19 protein-coding genes are annotated in these 18,964 nt (G+C 71.5%); 7 read left to right on the top strand and 12 right to left on the bottom strand.

Annotated elements, in window-relative coordinates; translation table 11 throughout:
• Positions 1-45: 45 nt before the first annotated feature.
• Entirely contained in the window at positions 46-537 is a 492-nt protein-coding gene (locus ACZ5U5_RS14175) for a DUF5709 domain-containing protein (RefSeq protein ID WP_469020888.1), read from the bottom strand.
• Positions 538-694: 157 nt separating this feature from the next.
• Complete coding sequence (locus tag ACZ5U5_RS14180; RefSeq protein ID WP_469020557.1) at positions 695-1,999, bottom strand: PP2C family protein-serine/threonine phosphatase; 1,305 nt, start codon at positions 1,997-1,999, stop codon at positions 695-697.
• 252 nt (positions 2,000-2,251) lie between these two features.
• On the opposite strand from ACZ5U5_RS14180, the gene ACZ5U5_RS14185 reads away from it, so the two are divergent.
• Positions 2,252-2,434: a hypothetical protein gene (locus ACZ5U5_RS14185; protein ID WP_469020560.1), complete on the top strand. Its 183-nt coding sequence runs from the start codon at positions 2,252-2,254 to the stop codon at positions 2,432-2,434.
• A 111-nt stretch (positions 2,435-2,545) separates the two neighbouring features.
• Positions 2,546-3,568, top strand: a complete 1,023-nt coding sequence (locus ACZ5U5_RS14190) for a PHP domain-containing protein (RefSeq protein ID WP_469020562.1) — start codon at positions 2,546-2,548, stop codon at positions 3,566-3,568.
• 24 nt (positions 3,569-3,592) lie between these two features.
• On the opposite strand, the gene ACZ5U5_RS14195 is transcribed toward ACZ5U5_RS14190, so the two are convergent.
• The 4 genes from ACZ5U5_RS14195 to ACZ5U5_RS14210 form a co-directional block, all read right to left on the bottom strand.
• Complete coding sequence (locus ACZ5U5_RS14195; protein ID WP_469020565.1) at positions 3,593-5,689, bottom strand: xanthine dehydrogenase family protein molybdopterin-binding subunit; 2,097 nt, start codon at positions 5,687-5,689, stop codon at positions 3,593-3,595.
• A gap of 38 nt (positions 5,690-5,727) precedes the next feature.
• Positions 5,728-6,723, bottom strand: a complete 996-nt coding sequence (locus ACZ5U5_RS14200; protein ID WP_469020568.1) for an FAD binding domain-containing protein — start codon at positions 6,721-6,723, stop codon at positions 5,728-5,730.
• Complete coding sequence (locus ACZ5U5_RS14205; RefSeq protein ID WP_469020569.1) at positions 6,720-7,253, bottom strand: 2Fe-2S iron-sulfur cluster-binding protein; 534 nt, start codon at positions 7,251-7,253, stop codon at positions 6,720-6,722. Before ACZ5U5_RS14205 ends, ACZ5U5_RS14200 begins: the two co-directional genes overlap by 4 nt.
• Before the next feature lie 148 nt (positions 7,254-7,401).
• On the bottom strand, positions 7,402-8,217 hold the full coding sequence (locus ACZ5U5_RS14210; RefSeq protein ID WP_469020571.1) for an SAM-dependent methyltransferase: 816 nt from the start codon (positions 8,215-8,217) through the stop codon (positions 7,402-7,404).
• Between the two features lie 281 nt (positions 8,218-8,498).
• On the opposite strand from ACZ5U5_RS14210, the gene ACZ5U5_RS14215 reads away from it, so the two are divergent.
• The 3 genes from ACZ5U5_RS14215 to ACZ5U5_RS14225 all read left to right on the top strand — a co-directional run bounded on the left by ACZ5U5_RS14215 (position 8,499) and on the right by ACZ5U5_RS14225 (position 10,944).
• Positions 8,499-9,326, top strand: coding sequence for a glycoside hydrolase family 16 protein (locus tag ACZ5U5_RS14215; protein ID WP_469020572.1), 828 nt, complete (start codon positions 8,499-8,501; stop codon positions 9,324-9,326).
• A gap of 106 nt (positions 9,327-9,432) precedes the next feature.
• Entirely contained in the window at positions 9,433-10,398 is a 966-nt protein-coding gene (locus ACZ5U5_RS14220) for an LLM class F420-dependent oxidoreductase (protein ID WP_469020574.1), read from the top strand.
• Between the two features lie 123 nt (positions 10,399-10,521).
• On the top strand, positions 10,522-10,944 hold the full coding sequence (locus ACZ5U5_RS14225) for a hypothetical protein (RefSeq protein ID WP_469020577.1): 423 nt from the start codon (positions 10,522-10,524) through the stop codon (positions 10,942-10,944).
• A 25-nt stretch (positions 10,945-10,969) separates the two neighbouring features.
• Here the strand turns inward: ACZ5U5_RS14225 and ACZ5U5_RS14230 are convergent, their stop codons facing one another.
• Positions 10,970-12,097 carry an FAD-dependent oxidoreductase gene (locus ACZ5U5_RS14230; protein WP_469020580.1) on the bottom strand — a complete coding sequence of 376 codons (1,128 nt, stop codon included), beginning with the start codon at positions 12,095-12,097 and terminating at the stop codon, positions 10,970-10,972.
• A 145-nt stretch (positions 12,098-12,242) separates the two neighbouring features.
• Between ACZ5U5_RS14230 and ACZ5U5_RS14235 the strand changes: the two genes are divergently transcribed.
• A complete protein-coding gene (locus ACZ5U5_RS14235) occupies positions 12,243-12,923 on the top strand; it encodes a TetR/AcrR family transcriptional regulator (RefSeq protein WP_469020583.1) in 681 nt (226 codons plus the stop codon).
• On the opposite strand, the gene ACZ5U5_RS14240 is transcribed toward ACZ5U5_RS14235, so the two are convergent.
• The 5 genes from ACZ5U5_RS14240 to ACZ5U5_RS14260 form a co-directional block, all read right to left on the bottom strand.
• Positions 12,917-14,317, bottom strand: a complete 1,401-nt coding sequence (locus ACZ5U5_RS14240; RefSeq protein ID WP_469020586.1) for an NADP-dependent succinic semialdehyde dehydrogenase — start codon at positions 14,315-14,317, stop codon at positions 12,917-12,919. The genes ACZ5U5_RS14235 and ACZ5U5_RS14240 overlap by 7 nt on opposite strands.
• 11 nt (positions 14,318-14,328) lie before the next feature.
• A complete protein-coding gene (locus tag ACZ5U5_RS14245; RefSeq protein WP_469020588.1) occupies positions 14,329-14,526 on the bottom strand; it encodes a DUF6479 family protein in 198 nt (65 codons plus the stop codon).
• Between the two features lie 105 nt (positions 14,527-14,631).
• Positions 14,632-15,465: an aldo/keto reductase gene (locus ACZ5U5_RS14250; protein ID WP_469020591.1), complete on the bottom strand. Its 834-nt coding sequence runs from the start codon at positions 15,463-15,465 to the stop codon at positions 14,632-14,634.
• A gap of 99 nt (positions 15,466-15,564) precedes the next feature.
• Complete coding sequence (locus ACZ5U5_RS14255) at positions 15,565-16,140, bottom strand: HPP family protein (protein ID WP_469020594.1); 576 nt, start codon at positions 16,138-16,140, stop codon at positions 15,565-15,567.
• A gap of 218 nt (positions 16,141-16,358) precedes the next feature.
• Positions 16,359-17,945, bottom strand: a complete 1,587-nt coding sequence (locus tag ACZ5U5_RS14260) for an MFS transporter (protein ID WP_469020597.1) — start codon at positions 17,943-17,945, stop codon at positions 16,359-16,361.
• Between the two features lie 115 nt (positions 17,946-18,060).
• Between ACZ5U5_RS14260 and ACZ5U5_RS14265 the strand changes: the two genes are divergently transcribed.
• Positions 18,061-18,963 (top strand): TetR/AcrR family transcriptional regulator C-terminal domain-containing protein, encoded by a 903-nt coding sequence (locus tag ACZ5U5_RS14265; protein WP_469020600.1) that lies wholly within the window; start codon positions 18,061-18,063, stop codon positions 18,961-18,963.
• Position 18,964 lies beyond the last annotated feature (1 nt).

Genomic DNA, 18,964 nt, shown 5'->3' on the forward strand with positions numbered 1-18,964 from the left:
TGCCTGAACCTCCCCGCCGCTCAGCCGTTCGTGAGGCAGCGGCGGTCACCTCGCCGTGTCGGAGTCCCCGTCGATGACGTGCACCGCGGCTTCCTCGGCGGACGCCGCCCCGCCGTCGATGCCCATGTCCTCGCCGATCATGTCCTGCTCGGCGTCGTCCTCCGCGTCCACGCTCGCCCCGTCGTCCGGGGTGAACAGCCGTCCGGCGCGGGCGTCTCCCACCTCCGCGTCCTCGATCGGCTCGCCGTCGGTGTCGGTCGTGTCACCGATGCCGTCGTCCTCCTCGGCGGGATCGCGAACCTCGAGCGCGGGATCGGGCCGCTCCTCGGAGAGACGTTCGTCCAGGCTCTCGCCCTCCTGCTGCTCCTGGGCGGTGGTGCCCGTGTGGCCCACGCCAAGAGGGCGTTCGGGCGGCGACCAGCCCTCGTCGTACGGATCCGCCCCGCGGTCGTTGAGAGTGTCCTCCGCGTCAAGGATGCCCTCGTCCTCGCGGACCTCCGCCTCGTCCGTGTCGGGCTGGTAGACCTCGTCGCCCATGACCTCGTCGTTTCCCACGGTGCTCGTCCTCCTTCATGCGCGACTGTCGCTGGTGTCCTGCCGTGTATCCACCCTGATCCAGAACACACGTTCCGGCACGCGGGAGAGCCGTGAGGAGAGTCGCGGGGCAGCGGGGCAAGCGTGAGGCAGCGGCAGGTCAGCGCGTTTCCGGTGGGCGCCACTCAAGGAGCAGCAGTGTCGCGTCGTCGCGCAACTGGTTGTCCTGCCGGTCGAGGATGGAGTGGATGAGCTGACGCAGGGCCTCGGGCGCCGGTTCACCCGCGGCGGTCGCGCGGATGATGCTGTCCGTGAACCGTTCAAGGCCGAACTGGGCCCCGCCACCGGTACGCAACTCGGTGACGCCGTCGGTGTACATCAGCACCCGGTCACCCGGTTCGAGCCTCTGCTCGTGGACCTCCCACGTCACGCCGGCCAGCTGAGCGGGTGTCCCCATGGGCGGCTGCGACGGCCGCTCGAGCGCGCGGTCGAGCACGCGGTGGTCCCGGATCAGCAGGGGCGGCGGATGACCGCAGTTGCACCAGCGCAGGATGCCCTGGGCCAGGTCGAGCTGAGCGAGGACCCCTGTGCAGAACTGCTCGGGCAGCCACTCGGCAAGTGCGCGCTGGACGGTGTCGACGAGCTCGGGCAGTTCGGCGTCCGCGCGCCGGGCGTTGCGGCAGCCGGCCATGGCCACCGCGGTCGTCAGACCCGACGCGAGGTTGTGGCCCATGGCGTCCAGGATCGCCACGTGCAGGGTCGACGGGGTCAGCGAGTGATCGAAGGCGTCGCCGCCGATCTCGTACGCCGGTTCGAGAACGGCCGTCGAGATCACATGGGAGTTGCCGATCGTCCTGGGCGGCAGGAAGGCCCGGAGCATCTCGGCGGGCAGTTGCATGGTCTCGGACCGGGTCCGGCGCGCGAAGCTGTCGCTCGACGCCCGCTTCGAGGTGATCGTCATGGCCAGGACCGAAGCCAGCATGCGGCAGCGGCGCAGCAACGCCACATCGAGGGCCGCGGCCGTGGCCCCGATCACGCCGAGGCGTTCGGCGCCGTCGATCAGGGGCAGCCAGGCGACGATCCGGCCGTGGGGCAGTTCCTCGACGCGGAGTGCGTGCGCCCGGTAGGCCGAACCGGCGACGGAGGCGTCCACACCGAGCGTGGGCGGCCCGTCGGACAGCGGCACCAGATCCCGCTGCTGGATGTCCACGAGGTAGATGTCGATCCGGTCGAGCCCGACGGCGTCGGCGAAGCGCTGCGCCAGGGCGGGGAGCTCCATCGGCGCCGCCGCGTGCGCCGAGGCGAGCAACTGCTCGAACAGCTGCTCCCCGGGGCCGGGCTGCCGCGGGCCTGACTTCCCCGAGCCGGGGGCTCCGGGGCCGTGGCTATCCGGGCCGGGACTTCCGGGTGCCGGAAGTCCCGCGTCCGGGTTCCCGGGTCCGGGTTCCCTGGAATGGCTCGCCATGTGTGATCACCGCCTCACCAGCAGTCTCACATCGGCCCACTGATCCCGCCCGGCCTCGGGCGTGCGGGGCGCCCATCTCGCCTACACCCGCCGGATTCCCGGCCTCCCCGGGCTTTCCCCGGTGCCCCGGGGCGGACGTCTCAGCGTTCGACCCCGGTCCGCGGGGGCCCGCACGCGCAGCGTAAGGTCGCGGACCGGTCGCATGCGGCCGATCTGAACCATTACCGCCACCCGAACAAGGAGCCGCTGGTCATGCCAGCCCATGACGCCGCTGAGGCGCCGATCTACGAAACCCTCGTCCAGGAGCACGGCGACGTCCTCGCGACAGCCCGCAAGGCAGCCGAGGAGACCCAGCAGAGAGCCGAGGCCGTGCTGGACTTCAGGGGGCCGATCACCGTCGTGCCCGACGCCTCGTCCGCCGAACCCGCGGCGTAGGCGTCACTCCGGGGCGGACAGGGCCCCGGCCCTCACATGCCCCGCCGCCCTTTGTGGGCGACGCTGGAAGCACACGTATGCCGTCGTGGTCCCCGACGGCCGGAGGTGCTGATGGATCCCGTCGAGGCGCTGGAACGGATCGCCTTCCTGCTGGAGCGCGGCCGTGCCCCGACCTACCGGGTGCGGGCCTTTCGCACCGCGGCGGCCGTGGTGGGCGGTCTTGCCGAGGGTGAGGCCGCGCGGCGCGTCGCCGACGGATCCCTCGAGTCGCTCAAGGGGATCGGCCCCAAGACCGCCGGTGTGATCAGCGAGGCGCTGGGCGGCGACGTTCCGGGGTATCTGCAGCGGCTCGAAGGTGAGGCGGACGCCCCGCTCTCCGGGGGCGGCGCCGAGCTGCGGGCGCTCCTGCGCGGTGACTGTCACCTGCACTCCGACTGGTCCGACGGCGGTAGCCCGATCGAGGAGATGGGCCGTGCGGCCCAGGCGATCGGCCACGAGTGGGCCGTGCTCACCGACCACTCGCCCCGGCTGACCATCGCGCGCGGCCTCTCGCCGGAGCGGCTGCGCGAGCAGCTGGCGGTGGTGGCGGACCTGAACGAACGCTGGGCCCCCTTCCGGCTGCTCACGGGCATCGAGTGCGACATCCTGGACGACGGTTCGCTCGACCAGGAGCCGGAGCTGCTCGACCGTCTGGACGTGGTGGTCGTCTCCGTGCACTCCAAGCTGCGGATGGACGCCGCCGCGATGACGCGGCGCATGGTCGCCGCCGTCAGCAACCCGCGGGCCGACGTGCTCGGTCACTGCACCGGCCGCCTCGTCACCGGGCGCGGCAGACCGGAGTCGCAGTTCGACGCGGACGAGGTGTTCGCCGCGTGCGCGGCCGCGGGCACGGCGGTGGAGATCAACAGCCGCCCGGAACGGCTCGACCCGCCGCGCAGGCTGCTGCGCCGGGCCGTGGATGCCGGAGTGCTGTTCTCGGTGGACACCGACGCGCACGCGCCCGGCCAGCTGGACTGGCAGGTGATCGGGTGCGAGCGGGCCGAGGAGTGCGGGGTGCCCGCCGAACGCGTGGTGACGACCTGGACGGCGGAGAAAGTGCTGGCCTGGACGAGGGAGAAGCGGGCGGCGGCCTGAGCAAGGCGCTCAGTGTCTGCGCTTTTACAGACCGCCCGCCAGCAGCCGGTCCGGCGTCAGGGGCAGTTCGCGCAGCCGCAGACCGGTGGCGTGGTGCACCGCGTTGCCGATGGCCGCGGCCGTCCCGACGATGCCGATCTCTCCGATCCCCTTGCTGCCCATGGGGTTGAGGTGGGGGTCGTCCTCGTCGATCCAGTGCGCCTCGATGGCGGGCACGTCCGCGTTGGCCGGTACGTGGTAGGCGGCGAGGTCGGCCTCCGTGAAGTCGCCGAAGGCCGCGTCCATGGTGCTGCCCTCGGTCAGCGCCATGCCCAGGCCCATCGTCATCGCCCCGATGAACTGCGAGCGCGCGGTACGGGAGTTGAGGATGTGCCCGGCCGCGTAGACCCCGAGGAGCCGACGCACCCTGACCTCACCGGACACCGCGTCGACGCCTACCTCGGCGAAGTGGGCGCCGAAGGCGTGGCGGGCGTAGTCGCTGTCCGCGTCGGCCTCGCCCTTGGTGTCGGCGGTGGCGCCGACACCCTCCGGGGGCAGCTGCTGGTCCCGCTGTCCGGCCAGGCGTGCGGCCAGTCGCGTACACGCCTCGTGGACGGCCCAGCCCCAGGAGGCGGTACCGGAGGAGCCGCCCGCCAGCGGCGCGTTCGGGAGGTCGCTGTTGCCGATGTCGGTGCGTACGGAGTCCAGCGGGACGCCGAGCACGTCGGCGGCGACCTGGGCGAGCACGGTGCGGGCGCCCGTGCCGATGTCGGTCGCGTTGACGCGGACCACGAAGCTGCCGTCGGGGTAGGCGTGTGCGCTCGCCCGGCTGGGTGCGACGACCACCGGGTAGGTGGCCGAGGCGACTCCGCTGCCGATGAGTACGGGGCCCTCCGTACGCGAGCGGGGGCGCGGGTCGCGTTCGGACCAGCCGAAGCGGCGGGCGCCCTCGCGCAGGCATTCAGCGAGGTGGCGGCTGCTGAAGGGCTTGGCGGAGTCGGGCTCGGTGTCGGTGTCGTTGCGCAGACGCAGTTCGACGGGGTCGATGCCGAGGGTTCCGGCGAGTTCGTCCATCGCCGATTCCAGGGCGTACATGCCGGGCGCCTCGCCGGGGGCGCGCATCCAGGAGGGGCTCGGCACGTCGAGGGGGACCACGCGGTGGGTGGTGCGGGCGTGTGGCGAGGGGTACATGACACGCGTGGCGGCGGCGGCCGTCTCCATGAACTCCTTGATGCGGGAGGTGTGCGCGGTCACCTCGTGGATCACGGAGGTCAGCCTGCCGTCCCGCTCCGCGCCCAGCCGCAGCCGGTGCAGGGTCGGCGAGCGGTGGCCCACCACGGCCGCCAACTGGCGCCGCGGCAGGACGAGTTTGACGGGCCGTCCGGTCGCGCGGGCGGCCATGGAGGCAAGCACCACATGCGGGCGTGGCGTGCCCTTGGAGCCGAAGCCGCCGCCGACGTGCTCGGAGATGACGGTGATCTGTTCCTTGGGCAGCGCGAACAGGGACGCAAGGACATCGCGGACGGTGGTGGCGCCCTGGCTGCTGTCGTGCACCGTCAGCCGCCCGTCCCGCCACTGAGCGGTGGCCGCGTGCGGCTCCATGGGGTGGTTGTGCAGCGGCGGCACCCGGTAGGTGACGTCGACGCGGGAGGGCGCGGAGTCGAAGGCACCTTCCGCGTCGCCGCGGACGTGCTCTCCCGATGTGCCGTCCTCGTCCTCGGGCACGACGGCATCGGGGTGGTCGGCCTTGAGGGTGACGTCGTGCGGCTCCTCGGTGTAGGTGACGCGGACGGCCGCGGCGCCCTCGCGCGCTGCCTCCAGGCTGTCGGCGACGACGAGCGCGACGTACCAGCCCCGGTGCGGCACGCGCGCGTCCTGCAGCACACCGAGCGTCGCGTCGTCCGGCTCCTCCAGGCGAGGGGCGTTCAGGTGCGTGAGGACCTCGACGACGCCGGGCACGTCACGGGCGGCCGTGTCGTCGACGGAGCTGACCGAGCCGCTTGCCACCGTGGCGGGCACCGGCCAGGCGTAGGCGCACCCTTCGGGGGTGTGCTCGGCGGCGTAGAGGGCGGCCCCGGTCACCTTCTGGGGGCCCTCCCTGCGCTCGGCGGGCGCTCCGAGGGCGCTGACGGGGTCCGGCATGGCAATCTCCCTGGAAGCGGAGGGCAGGCGGGCTGAGTTCAGGCGACGGGAGGCGCGTCCGCCAGGTGCCGAAGGACGTCACACGCGAGGTTGCGGGCCAGCCGCACCTTGAACGCGTTGTCGTGCAGCGGCTCGGCCGCGGCGAGCTCGGCGTCCATGGCCGCCCCGAACGCCTGGTCGCTCGGCGCGCCGCCGCGCAGTTCCTCCTCGGCACGCCGGGCGCGCCAGGGCCGGTGGGCCAGACCGCCGAACGCGATGCGCGCCTGGCGTACGACGGAGTCCTCGACGTCCAGGACCACGGCCACCGAGGCGAGCGCGAAGGCGTACGAGGCGCGGTCGCGGGCCTTGCGGTAGGCCGAGGGCAGGCCCGCCGTCGCGGGCGGGAGCAGCACTCCGGTGATCAGCTCGCCGGGCGCGATCTCGGTGTCCTGCTCCGGACGGCCGCCGGGCAGGCGGTGGAACTCGGCGACGGGCAAGGTGCGACGGCCCCGTACGCCGTGCAGCTCCACTTGGGCGTCGAGCGCGGCCAGCGCGACCGCCATGTCGGAGGGGTGGGTCGCGATGCACTGCGGCGAGTGGCCGAGGATCGCGTGGTCGCGGTGGACGCCGTCGCGTGCGCCGCAGCCGGTGCCGGGCTCGCGCTTGTTGCACGGCTTTCCCAGGTCCTGGAAGTAGGGGCAGCGGGTGCGCTGGAGAAGATTGCCGCCGGTCGTGGCGACGTTGCGCAGCTGGCCCGACGCTCCAGCGAGCAGGGCCTGGGCGAGCACCGGGTAGCGCTCACGCACCAAGGGGTGGGCGGCGAGATCGCTGTTACGTACCGTCCCGCCGGCCCGGACGGACCCGTCGGGCAGCTCCTCCACCGCGTCCAGCGGCAGCCTGCTGACGTCGATCAGCGTCCCGGGGCGTTCGACGCCCAGCTTCATCAGGTCGACGAGGTTGGTGCCGCCGCCCAGATAACAGGAGCCGGGGCGGCCCGCGTGGGCGGCGGTCGCCTCTTCGACGCTGTAGGCGCGCACATACCTGAAGGGCTTCACCGGGTCACGTCCTCGACGGCCTCGACGATGTGCGGATAGGCGCCGCAGCGGCACAGGTTGCCGCTGAGCCGCTCACGGATCTCGTCCCGGGTCAGCTCCACGGGGGCGCCGGTGTCCGCGCCCGGATCGGTCACGTGCGAGGCGTGGCCCGCCGCGGCCTCGGCCAGGGCGCCGACGGTCGAACAGATCTGGCCCGGCGTGCAGTAGCCGCACTGGAAGGCATCGCGCTCCAGAAAGGCACGCTGCACCGGATGCAGCCCCTCGCCGTCATCCGGGTGCAGCCCTTCGACGGTGGTGATGTCGCACCCCTCGTGGGCGACGGCGAGCAGCAGACAGCTGTTGGCGCGCCTCCCGTCGACGAGGACGGTGCAGGCACCGCACTGGCCGTGGTCGCAGCCTTTCTTGGCGCCGGTGAGACCCATGTCCTCGCGCAGGACGTCAAGCAGCGTCGAACGGTGGTCGACGGTGGGACGGCAGGGCGTGCCGTTCACCGTCAGGGGCACTTCCGACCGGTACACATCGGTCCCCATGGCGCTCTGCTCCCTCGTCGAAGCGGGATCTGCGGTTGACCGCGTATCCAGCGTGGGTCAGGAGACACGTTCCGGCATGTCGTGCGCGCCCGCGGGCCGTGTGTGCGGCGGCCCGCGGACGCGTCATCTCACATCACCTCGCGTCACGTCACGGCTTGCGGGCGAGACCGCCGTGCTCTCCGATGGGCTCCGGAGTGGGGGAGTCGGGGGCCGGGCGCCAGAAGGGGACCGAGACCACACCGGGGTCAAGGAGTTCCAGGCCGTCGAAGAACGCCGTGATCTGGTCGACGGGGCGCAGGAAGTAAGGGACGGCGCCGGTCTCGTTGTAGGCGTCCTGGGCCTGTTCGTAGGTGGCGTCGGTGCCTCGCGAGCCGTCGTTGATGGAGAGGTAACTGCCGGAGGGCAGGCCGTCCACCAGGCGGGTGACGATGGCGCGCGCCTGGTCGTAGTCGGCGACGTGGCCCAGGATGTTGCTGAGGATCAGCGCGGTGGGGCGGGAGAAGTCGAGCGTCTCGGCCGCCGCCGCCAGGATGCGGTCGGGGTCGGAGAGATCGGCGTCGACGTACGCGGTCGCGCCCTCGGGCGTGGAGGTCAGCAGGGCGCGGGCGTGCGCGAGGACCATCGGGTCGTGGTCGACGTACACGATCCTGGTGCTGGGATCGAGCCGCTGGGCCACCTCATGGGTGTTGTCCACGGTCGGCAGCCCGGTCCCGATGTCCAGGAACTGCCCGATGCCCGCCTCCGACACCAGATACGTGATGTTGCGGCGCAGGAAGGCGCGGCTGCTGCGGGCGACGGTGACGATGCCGGGGAAAACGGCGCTGTAGGCGTCCCCCGCCTCCTCGTCGACGGGGTAGTTGTCCTTCCCGCCAAGCCAGTAGTTCCAGATCCGGGCCGAGTGCGGCACCGATGAGTCGATCTTCTGATGCGCCGCAGGTCCGGGCGTCGTGGCGTGGTCGGTCATGGGTAGCGTCCGTCTTTCCACCGAGGCGAGAACTGTTCAACACACAACCTACGTCCCAACCGTCCGGCCGCGTACAACAGTTCATGCTCTCGGCGCGATCCCTATGGCGGGACCCTCTGGCCTCCGCGAGGATGTCCCCTTCGTGTCGCGCGGGTGCCCCGCCAGCTCTGGGGACCCGGGCGTCCGGGAGGGAGGGCATCGCCATGGGAGCACATGAGGCGGGCGGGCGGCGGAGGCCCGTTGTGGTTGCGGCGCTTGGTGGTGCGTTGCTTGCTGCTCTGTTGTCCATTCCCAGCGCGGGGGGAGCGCCGCGTTCGGACGATGCCTGTGGCAGCGTCGGCAACGAGCTGCCGCGTGGCGACTGTGGGCCGTTCTGGCAGGTCGTGGCCGAGGACTTCAACGGTGACCGGGTGCCGCTGGGTGCGTTCAGTGACTGTGACCATCATGCCGACACCTCCGCCGCGTACTGCGACGGGCTCGACGGCGCCTATCGCGCCAACTGGTGGGCCTACCCGACCGGTTGGCGTGACACCTCCAACGACCGGGACCGTGACGTCGTCGGTGTCTACCACCCGGAGGACACCGTGAGCGTGGGCCCTGCGGAGAACGGCGACGGCCGGATGCGCATCCGGATGTGGCGGCCCGCCGACGGAGGGCCGGTGCACGCTGCCGCTGTCGTACCGCGCGCCGTCATGCAGATGAAGTACGGCAAGTACAGCGCCCGCATCAAGGTGACCAAGCCGGCTCCCGGATACAAGTCGGCCTGGCTGCACTACGGCGGAGGCTGCGAGATGGACCACCCCGAGGGCAACTGGTCCGGATCCCTCACCGCCTTCCATCATCCGTGCGGCGGCGGCGAACAGGGTTACTTCCGCGGCGCCGACACGTGGACCGAATGGCACACGGTGTCGACCGAATGGACCCCGGGACATGTGCGCTTCTTCGTGGACGGACGGGAGACCGGACACGACACCCGCGGCGTCCCCGACCGGCCGCTGTCCTGGATCCTGCAGAACGAGAGCGCGCTGGAAGGCCCGGGCGCGGCGCCCGGCAGCAGCGCGCAGCTGGAGATCACCTGGGTCGCCGCCTACGCGTACGACTGGAAGTGAGACGGGAGGGCACCCGAGCCCGAGTGCTGACATGGGGCGGGCCGCGGTCTTACGCGTGCGCGGACGGTGAGGTTTCAGCGAGGGCAGTTCGGCAAAGCGTACAAATATGGTGCAAATCGGCTACACGATGATGACCGAGCAAGCAGGCCCCCGTGCGCTCGTCGACGACCTCGTCGCGGCGGAGCAGGCCGGGTTCGACTTCTCCGTCACCTCGGACCACTACTTCCCCTGGCTCGACTCGCAGGGGCACGCGCCCTACGCGTGGAGCGTGCTGGGCGCGGCCGCGCAGGCGACCTCGCGGATCCCGCTCATGACGTACGTGACCTGCCCGACGGTGCGCTATCACCCCGCCGTGGTGGCGCAGAAGGCCGCGACGATGCAGTTGCTCTCCGAGGGTCGATTCCGGCTGGGCCTCGGCTCGGGCGAGAACCTCAACGAGCACGTCGTCGGCGCGGGCTGGCCGTCGCCGCAGGTGCGCCTGGAGATGCTGGAGGAGGCCGTGGACATCATCCGCGCGCTGTTCACCGGCGACAACGTCAACCACCAGGGCACCCACTTCGACGTGTCGAACGCCCGTCTGTGGGATGTCCCCGACAAGCTGCCGCCCATTGGGGTGGCCGTCTCCGGCGGCCGGTCCTGCGCGCTGGCCGGGCGCAAGGCCGACCTGGTCATCGCCACCGAGCCCAAGGCCGACCTGGTCGAATCCTTCGACCGGCACGGCGGCAGCGGCAAGCCCCGCGTCGGCCAGCTGCCCGTCTGCTACGACACCGACAAGGACGCGGCCATCGCCCGCGCGCACGACCAGTTCCGCTGGTCGGTCGGCGGCTGGCCCGTCAACTCCGAACTCCCCGGTCCTTCCGGCTTCGCGGGCGCCACCCAGTTCGTCACCCGCGAGGACATGGCGAAGCAGGTCCCGTGCGGCGACGACGTCGACACGTTCGTGGACGCCGTACGCCCCTTCGTCGATGCGGGCTTCACCGAGGTCGCCCTCGTCCAGGTCGGCGGCGACCAGCAGCGCCCCTTCATCGACTGGGCGGAGAAGAAACTGCTGCCCGCGCTGCGCGACCTCTGAGCAGTTCGGGTACCGCCACCGGTCACGGTCCTGTCCCGGACAGCGGCCGTCACCTCAGATACCTGCCCGCACATCGGGTACCCGTGATCACACATCAGGCCCCGCGACCCACTGGAGCACAGCGTGAACGACACACCCGACCCGTCAACCCCCACCGCTCAGTCCGACTCCCCGGACCTGGTGCAAGTAGTACTCGGCGAGTGCTCCGCGGCCGACGCGGACGCCGTCTTCGGGGTGCTGCGCACCCACTTCCCCTCCGACCGCGGCGAGGACGCGCCCCACCGCACGGAACAGCCCCGCCCCGCCGTCTGGACCGGCGGTTTCCTCGCCTCCGACAGCCCGGGGCCGGTCCGCGGTGTGCTGCTCGCGGGGCCCGTCACCGCCGATCTGCAAGGCAGCCCGGTGGCGGTGGACCGGCTGCGGGCCACGCTCGAATCAGCCTTCGTCGTCTCGCCGAAGGGCAACGTGTCGGGCGACCAGGAGGTGCAGGTCCAACTGCGCCTGACGGGCGCCGAAGAGGGCGAACCGCCGCTGCCGGGCCACTGAGCGGCAGCGCAGACCCTGGCGGGGGCTATGCGCCTCCGTCGAACATGCCGACCAGGCCGTGGGGCGCGTCGTCGCCGAAGAGGAGCTCGTGGAGCTGGGCGCCATCGGTGGCGGCGGTGGCGCTGCGGGGGAACATGGCCTGCTCGTACGAGGTGAGGGCGGCCTCGATGCCCTCCGGGTGCGTGGCGATGGTCTTGCCGAGTTCGGCGCCGTCGTACATGGCCAGGTTGGCGCCCTCGCCGTTCGGCGCCGCGAGGTGGGCGGCGTCACCGAGCAGGGTCACGCCCGGCACACGCTCCCACCGGTGCTCGGCAGGCAGGGCGTTGAGCGTGCGCAGGACCGGGGCGGTCTCACCGTCGGTGATCAGCGCGGTGAGCTCGGGCGCCCAGCCGTCGAATTCCCCCGCGATCCGTGCGGTGGCCGCCGGGGCATCGGTGAAATCGATGGCGGCGAACCACTCCGCCGGCTCGGTGAGCGCCACGTAGGTGTGCAGGGTCCCGCCGCTCTCCCGGTGTGCCTGGATCCCCTTGCCCGGCGCGAGCGCGAACATCGACCCGCCGCCCACCGCCTTCGCGGCGGCCGGGTGCCGGGCGTCGGCGTCGAAGAGGTAGGTCTCGACGAACGATCTGCCGATGTACTCGGGTGTGGCGTCGGAGAGCAGCGGGCGCACCCGTGACCAGGCGCCGTCCGCGCCGATCAGCAGATCCGTGACGGCGGTGGTGCCGTCGGCGAAGGTCACCTCGTGGCGGCTGTCACCGAGGGAGCGGACGCCGCTGACCTTGTGTCCCCACCGGACGGTGTCGGCCGGGAGGGAGTCGAGCAGCAACTGGCGCAGGGCCCCGCGCTGGACCTCCGGACGTCCGCGTGCGCTGTCGTCGTCGTACAGAACGGTGCCGTCCGTGGCCAGGACCCGTGTCGCCTCGCGGCCCTCCAGGATGAGGCCACGGAACTCGTCCATGAGGCCCGCGGCCTGAAGTGCCGGTTGGCCGGTGTCGTCGTGGATGTCGAGCATCCCGCCCTGTGAGCGGGCCGTGGGTGAGGCATCCGCCTCGTAGACCGTGGCCGGGATGCCGTGGACGTGCAGGACGCGGGCGAGGGTCAGCCCGCCAAGGCCGGCCCCGATGATCGCGATGTCGGTGGTGTGCGTGTTCATGGTGGCTCCTCAGGTCCTCAGGTCATACGCCTCCCGGGTGGGCCCGACGGGGCACCTCTGGAATGACGTTCCACCACCACACTGGAACTGCGTTCCAGAGATGTCAAGCTGGAACGAGGTTCCAGAGATATGCCAGGATGTGTGCATGGCAACGAGGACGCGTCGTGCGGAGCGACGAGAGGAACCGCTCTCCCGGGAGCGCATCGTCGAGGCGGCGATCGAGCTCCTCGACTCGGCGGGCGAGAGTGGGCTCACCTTCCGCGTGCTGGCCAAGCGCCTCGCCACGGGGCCCGGCGCGATCTACTGGCACGTCGCGGGCAAAGAGGAACTGCTCAACGCCGCCACCGACGCCGTCATCGCCGACACCGTGGCCGCCGGCCCCACCGACATCACGCCGCAGGAGGCGATCCGCGCCCTCGCACTCGGCGTGTTCGACGCGATCGAGGCACATCCGTGGGTCGGCACACAGCTCTCCCGCGCCCCGGGGCAGTCGCCGATGCTGCGGGTCTTCGAACACATCGGACGCCAGGTCCAGGCGCTCGGCGTACCCCGTCCTGCCCAGTTCACGGCCGCGTCCGCGTTCCTCAACTACATCCTCGGCGTGGGCGGCCAGAACGCGGCCGACGCCCGCGCACACCAGGCACGCCGACCCGACACGAGCCGCACCGACTTCCTCGACGCCGCCGCGACCGCCTGGTCCGACCTCGACCCCGAGGAGTACGCGTTTCTGCGCAGCGTCGCCGACCAGCTACGCGTGCACGACGACCGGACGGAGTTCCTCGCCGGGATCGACCTCATCCTGACCGGCATCACCGCCGGTCACTGATCGGTCGGGCCGTACCAGACCGTCGTGGCGTTGCAGAACTCGCGGATGCCGTGGCCCGCCAGCTCACGTCCGTAACCCGAGCGCTTGATGCCGCCGAAGGGCAGGCCGGGGTGGGAGGCGGTCATGCCGTTGAAGAAGACGCCGCCCGCCTGGAGGTCCCGTACGCAGCGGTCGATGTCCGCGTCGTCGCGCGTCCACACATTCGAGCTGAGCCCGAACGGCGAGTCGTTGGCCAGGGTCACGGCCTCGTCCAGGTCCGCCACGCGGTAGAGCGTGGCCACCGGGCCGAACGCCTCCTCACGGTGGATGCGCATCCGCTCGGTCACGTCGGCGAGGACGGTGGGGGCGTAGTACCAGCCACGCTCCTGCTCCTTGGGGCGCTGTCCGCCGCACAGTGCGGTGGCGCCCTGGGCGAGCGCGTCGTCGACGAGCTCCTCCAGATCGGCGCGGCCCTGTTCGGTGGAGAGCGGACCGACGTCCGTGTCCTCGCTCGCGGGGTCACCGACGGTCAACTCCCGCATGCCCGCGACGAAACGGTCCCGGAAGGCGTCATAGACATCGGCGTGCACGATGAAGCGCTTGGCGGCGATGCAGGACTGCCCGTTGTTCTGCACCCGGGCGGTCACCGCGGTCGCGGCGGCACGCTCGACGTCGGCACTCGGCAGCACGAGGTAGGGGTCGCTGCCGCCCAGTTCCAGGACGGTCTTCTTGATCTCGTCACCCGCGGTGGAGGCCACCGAGCGTCCTGCCGGTTCGCTGCCGGTGAGGGTCGCGGCGACCACCCGCTCGTCGCGCAGGATGGCCTCGACGGCGCCCGAGCCGATCAGCAGCGTCTGGAAGCAGCCCTGGGGGAACCCGGCGCGGCGGAAGAGGTCTTCGAGGTACAGGGCGGTCTGCGGCACGTTCGACGCGTGCTTGAGCAGACCGACGTTGCCCGCCATGAGGGCGGGGGCGGCGAACCGTACGACCTGCCACAGCGGGAAGTTCCACGGCATCACCGCGAGCACGACGCCCAGCGGGCGGTAGCGGACGATCGCCCGGCTCGCTCCGGAGTCCTCCACGTCGGCCTGCGCGGGGTGCTCGTCGGCCAGCAGCCCCTCGGCGCGCTCGGCATACCAGCGCATGGCCTTGACGCACTTGGCCGCTTCGGCCCTCGCCGCCTTGATGGGCTTGCCCATCTCGGTGGTCATGGTCCGGGCGATGAACGCGTTGTCCTCTTCCAGCAGATCGGCCGCCCGGTTCATGAGCCGGGCACGCTCGGCGAAGCTGCTGGTGCGGTGCTCGCCGAACGCGGCGTGGGCCGCCGCCACGCGGCGTGTGACCTCGGCGTCCTCGAGCGGCTCGAAGGTCTCGAGCGTCTCGCCGGTGGCGGGATTAACCGTGGCGATGGGCATACCGTTCCTCCTCAAGACGCCTGGCGCGAGTGCGAGGGGCCCTGGTGGGGCTTCTCCCAGGAACTCGCGCGCGGCTGGGGCTCCTGCGGTGGGTTGGGGCGTCGGGCGACCTGCCGCCGCCCGAACCAGAAGAGGGCGAGCAGCACGAGGACGATCACCACGCCGATGATCAGCAACAGTGACGAGGCTCCGCCTGCGGCGAGGGTCATGTACGGCCTCCGAATTCACCCTAGAGCGACCCGCGCGGGGAAGCATGCGCAGGACTTGCGGGTGCCCTGACATGCGGAGCGCACACTCCCCCCGCCCGAGGCGGATCAGAGAATCTCCAGCGGCTCCTTGTGCACCGGCGCGGGGAACGCGGCGTCCAGCGCCTTGAGATCCGCCTCGGTCAGGCTGACGTCGAGGGCGGCGTGGTTCTCTTCCACGTGCGCCGGGGTGGAAGCCTTCGGGATGGCGAGGACGTCGTCGTGCCGCAGCACCCAGGCGAGCGCCACCTGCATCGGCGTGCAGCCGTGCGCGGATGCCACGGACTCCAGGGCACGCTGACCGAGCAGGCGGCCCTGCTCCAGCGGTGAGTACGCCATCAGGGGCACCGCACGCTCACGGCACCAGGGGAAGAGGTCGTACTCGGGGCCGCGGCGGGTGAGGTTGTAGAGCACCTGGTTCGTCTGCGGGAGGGCGCCCTCGGGGAGTTCCGAGAGGTCGTCGACATCGAGATTGCTCACGCCCCAGGCGCCGATGCTGCCGCTGCTCACCAGACCTTCGAGGGCCTCGACGGTCTCGGCGAGGGGCACCCCGCCCCGCCAGTGCAGCAGATACAGGTCGATCCGGTCGGTGCCCAGGCGGCGCAGGCTGGCCCGACAGGCATCCACGGTGCCGCGGGCGTCCGCGTTCGACGGCAGCACCTTGCTCACCAGGAACACCTCGTCGCGCCGCCCGCGGATCGCCTCGCCGACCAGCTCCTCCGAGGCGCCGCTGCCGTACATCTCGGCGGTGTCGATCAGCGTCATGCCCAGGTCCAGGCCCCTGCGGAGGGAGGCGAGTTCCTCGGCGCGGCGCGAGGGATCGTCGCCCATGCGCCAGGTGCCCTGGCCCAGGGCGGGCACGCTCACACCGGAGGGGAACGTCACCGTCTTGGCCGCTGTCATCGCATGTCCCTTCTCGTTTCACTGTGTGTACGTCCGCGTGTGCGGGTCACGGACGTCACGCAGAGAACTTCACACTGCCCTGCGCCGACGCACAAGCGATCACCACCAGTACGTGGGGTAGCGCGGCGCGCCGGGCCGGGCGCACGAGGCCGCCCACCCCGCCAGGACGACCACGACGACCGCCCCGGCGAGCAGCGGCAGGAACGTCGCAGGCCGGGGGTGGTGCAGGACGATGACGACCGCGGTGGCGCAGGCCGGCGAGTGCGGGGTGCGCGCCACGGTCATCACGGCCAGGCCGATGCCGGCGGCCAGTGCCGCGGCCCATGGGGCGCTGCCGAGCGCCGCCAGGATGGCGTATCCGACACCGGCGCACAGCAGGTGGCCCGCGATCACGCTGCGCGGCTGGGCCAGCGGCAGCCCGGGGACGCTGTGCACGATCGCCGCTGATGCCGCCAGCGGCGGTATGAGCACCGGCTCGTGGACGACGGAACCGACCGCCACCAGGGCCAGCAGCACAGCGGTGACGGCGCTGATGTTGTGCAGGGTGGTGCTCGTCGGCGGCGGGGCGGGGGCGCGGCCCACGAGGCGGCGGGGCAAGATGCGGGGACGGACGGGGAGAGTGGGGCCCGGCGGGGCAGGCGCGGGCGGCGCCTCGATCATTTCGACGGTGCTCAAGTAAGGACGTTCCGGACTTCAGCCGACGGGGAACCCGGCCGGCGGGATGACAAAGGGCAGGAGTCGCCTCGGCCACCCCTGCGGTCGGCAGGGGTGCGGGCAGCATCGGCGGCCCGGGGTCGGGGCGTCCGCGTACTCACCCAAGATCCTACGAAGCCCGGTCACGGGACCTGCGGCCAGGTCCCGTGATCACCTTTCTGACCAGGCGTGACGCGGAATCAGTGGGGTGCCGTCCCGGTCGGCTCCGCGGTTGCGGGCGCGCTGTGCGGCTCGCCAGGATCTCCGGCACCAGCTCCGGTGCTGCCCGCGCCCCGCAGCCGCGCGAAGGAGAAGAAGGCGGCCGCCGCCATGACGGTGGCCGCCCCGATGGCGGCGTAGCCCATCCCGTGGGTGAAGGCGTCGCGCGCGGCAGAGAGCACCCTCTGTGCCGTCTCGGCCGGAAGGTGCGCGGCCACGGCCGTCGCCCCGCCCAGGGTTTCGCGCACCGCGTCGGCCTGCGGGACACCGGCCGGGAGCGCGTCGGCCATGTCGCGGCTGTAGACCGCCGAACCGATGGAGCCGAGGATCGCCATGCCCAGGGCCCCGCCCAGCTCCTGGCCCGACTCCAGGACGGCCGCGGCCGAGCCCGCACGCTCCGGTGGGGCGGCCCCCAGGGCGAGCTCGTTGGCGAGTGTCATGGCGGCGACCAGGCCGCCCGCGTAGACCGAGGCGGCGCCCAGGGTGACCCAGAGAGCCGTGTCGGTGTGCACCTGGGTCAGCCAGAGGAAGCCGCAGGCGGAGACGAGGAAGCCGCCGCCCATGACATACGCGCGGTCGACCCGCTGTGCGAACACCGCCGCGGTCGGAGCCATGACGGCCATACCCGCGGCCGGCACCATGCTCCACAGGGCGGCCTCGAAGGGGCTCATGCCGCGGACGGACTGCAGATACTGCGTGAGGAAGACGGCCATCCCCACCGTGGCGAACATGGCGAGGAGGTTGGCGACCATCGGGCCGCCGAAGGCACGGCGGCCGAGGAGCCCGAGGTCGATCATCGGGTGCGCCAGGTGCTGCTGGCGGCGCACGAAGACGTAGCCGAGCACAAGACCCGAGGTGATGCCGAGGGCAGGCAGGGGCTCGTAGCCGTGCTGGGCCATCTCCTTGATGCCGTAGATGACCGGGAGCAGGGCGGCGAGCGAGAGTGCCGCGCTCAGGATGTCGAAGCGGCCCTGTTGCGGCGACTTGAACTCCGGCACCAGGAACGGCACCAGGACGAGCAGCAGCGCCATCGCGGGCAGATTGATCAGGAAGACCGACCCCCACCAGAAGTGTTCCAGGAGCAGACCGCTGACCACCGGTCCCAGGGAGATGCCGGTGGTCATGACGGCCGTCCACACGGTCACCGCCTTGCGGCGCTGCTTCTCGTCCCAGAAGAGGTTGCGGATCAGGGCGAGCGTCGAGGGCATCAGGGCGGCGCCGCCGAGCCCGAGCAACGCCCTTACCGCGATGAGCAGTTCGGCCGAGTGCGCGTGGGCGGCGGCGACCGAGGCGACACCGAACACGGCGGCGCCCGCGAGCACCAGCGTGCGCCGGCCGATCCGGTCGCCGAGGGCGCCCATGGTGATGAGCAGTCCGGCGAGGACGAAGCCGTACATGTCCAGGATCCACAACTGCTGCGTGGCGCTGGGCTCCAGGTCCTGGCTGATGTAGGGAATCGCGAAGTAGAGGATCGAGACGTCCATCGAGACCAGCAGCAGCGGCAGCATCAGGACGCCGAGGGCGGACCATTCCTTGCGGCCCGCGAGGGGGCCGGGTGTGTTCTCCATGACCGTCACGGAATCGGGTCGACGCGTACGCCGCAAACAATGGCCTAGTGCACCTCTGCTGGTAGACCTGCTGAACTGGGGTAGTGGCGGGGGAGCGCACTAGTACAGTGCGGTCATGACCGCCGACCCGCCCTATCTCCGTATCGCGCGCGACATCCGTCACCGGATCGACTCCGGCGCTCTCGCCCCGGGCGACCGTGTCCCTTCCACTCGGCACATCACCCAGGAATGGGGTGTCGCGATGGCGACCGCCACGAAGGCGCTCGCCGCACTGAAGCAGGAGGGCCTGGTGCGCGCCGTGCCCGGTGTCGGCACGGTCGTGGCGGAGCCCGTGCGGGAACGCCGTGCCGCATCGGGGCAGGGGCTGACGCGGGAGCGCATCATCCGCTCCGCGATCGCCTTCGCCGACGCCGAGGGCCTGGCGGCGCTGTCCATGCGCCGCGTCGCGGCCGAGTTCGGGGCCTCCACCATGGCGCTGTACCGGCATGTACCGAGCAAGGGTGAACTCGTACGGCTGATGTCGGAGACGGTGTTCAGCGAGGAGCCGTCGGGGCCTCGGCCCCACGGCTGGCGTGCCCAACTGGCAGAGGAGGCACGGTGGTTGTGGGGCCGGTATGAGCGTCACCCCTGGCTGGGGCGGGCCATGGCCGGGCTGACCCGGCCGATGGCCTCACCTCATGCGATGCGGTACACGGAGCGGGTCCTGGGCGCCCTGAGCGGGCTCGGTCTCTCGCCGTACCAGATGATCCATGTCCATCTCACGCTGCTGGGATACGCCCAGGGCGTCACGCTGGCCATGGAGCTGGAGTCCCAGGCGCGGCAGGACACCGGCATGACCCCCGAGGAGTGGATGGCGTCGAACGAGCCCCGGATGGACGCGATCCAGTCCAGCGGGGCCTATCCGGTCCTCTTTCACCTCTTCGGCGACGACGACTTCGATCTCGAACTGGGCACGCTCTTCGAGTTCGGTCTCCAGCGCTTCCTGGACGGGGTCGAGGCACTCATCGCCAAGCGCTGAG

The organism is Streptomyces sp. NPDC033177 (genome assembly GCF_055577715.1).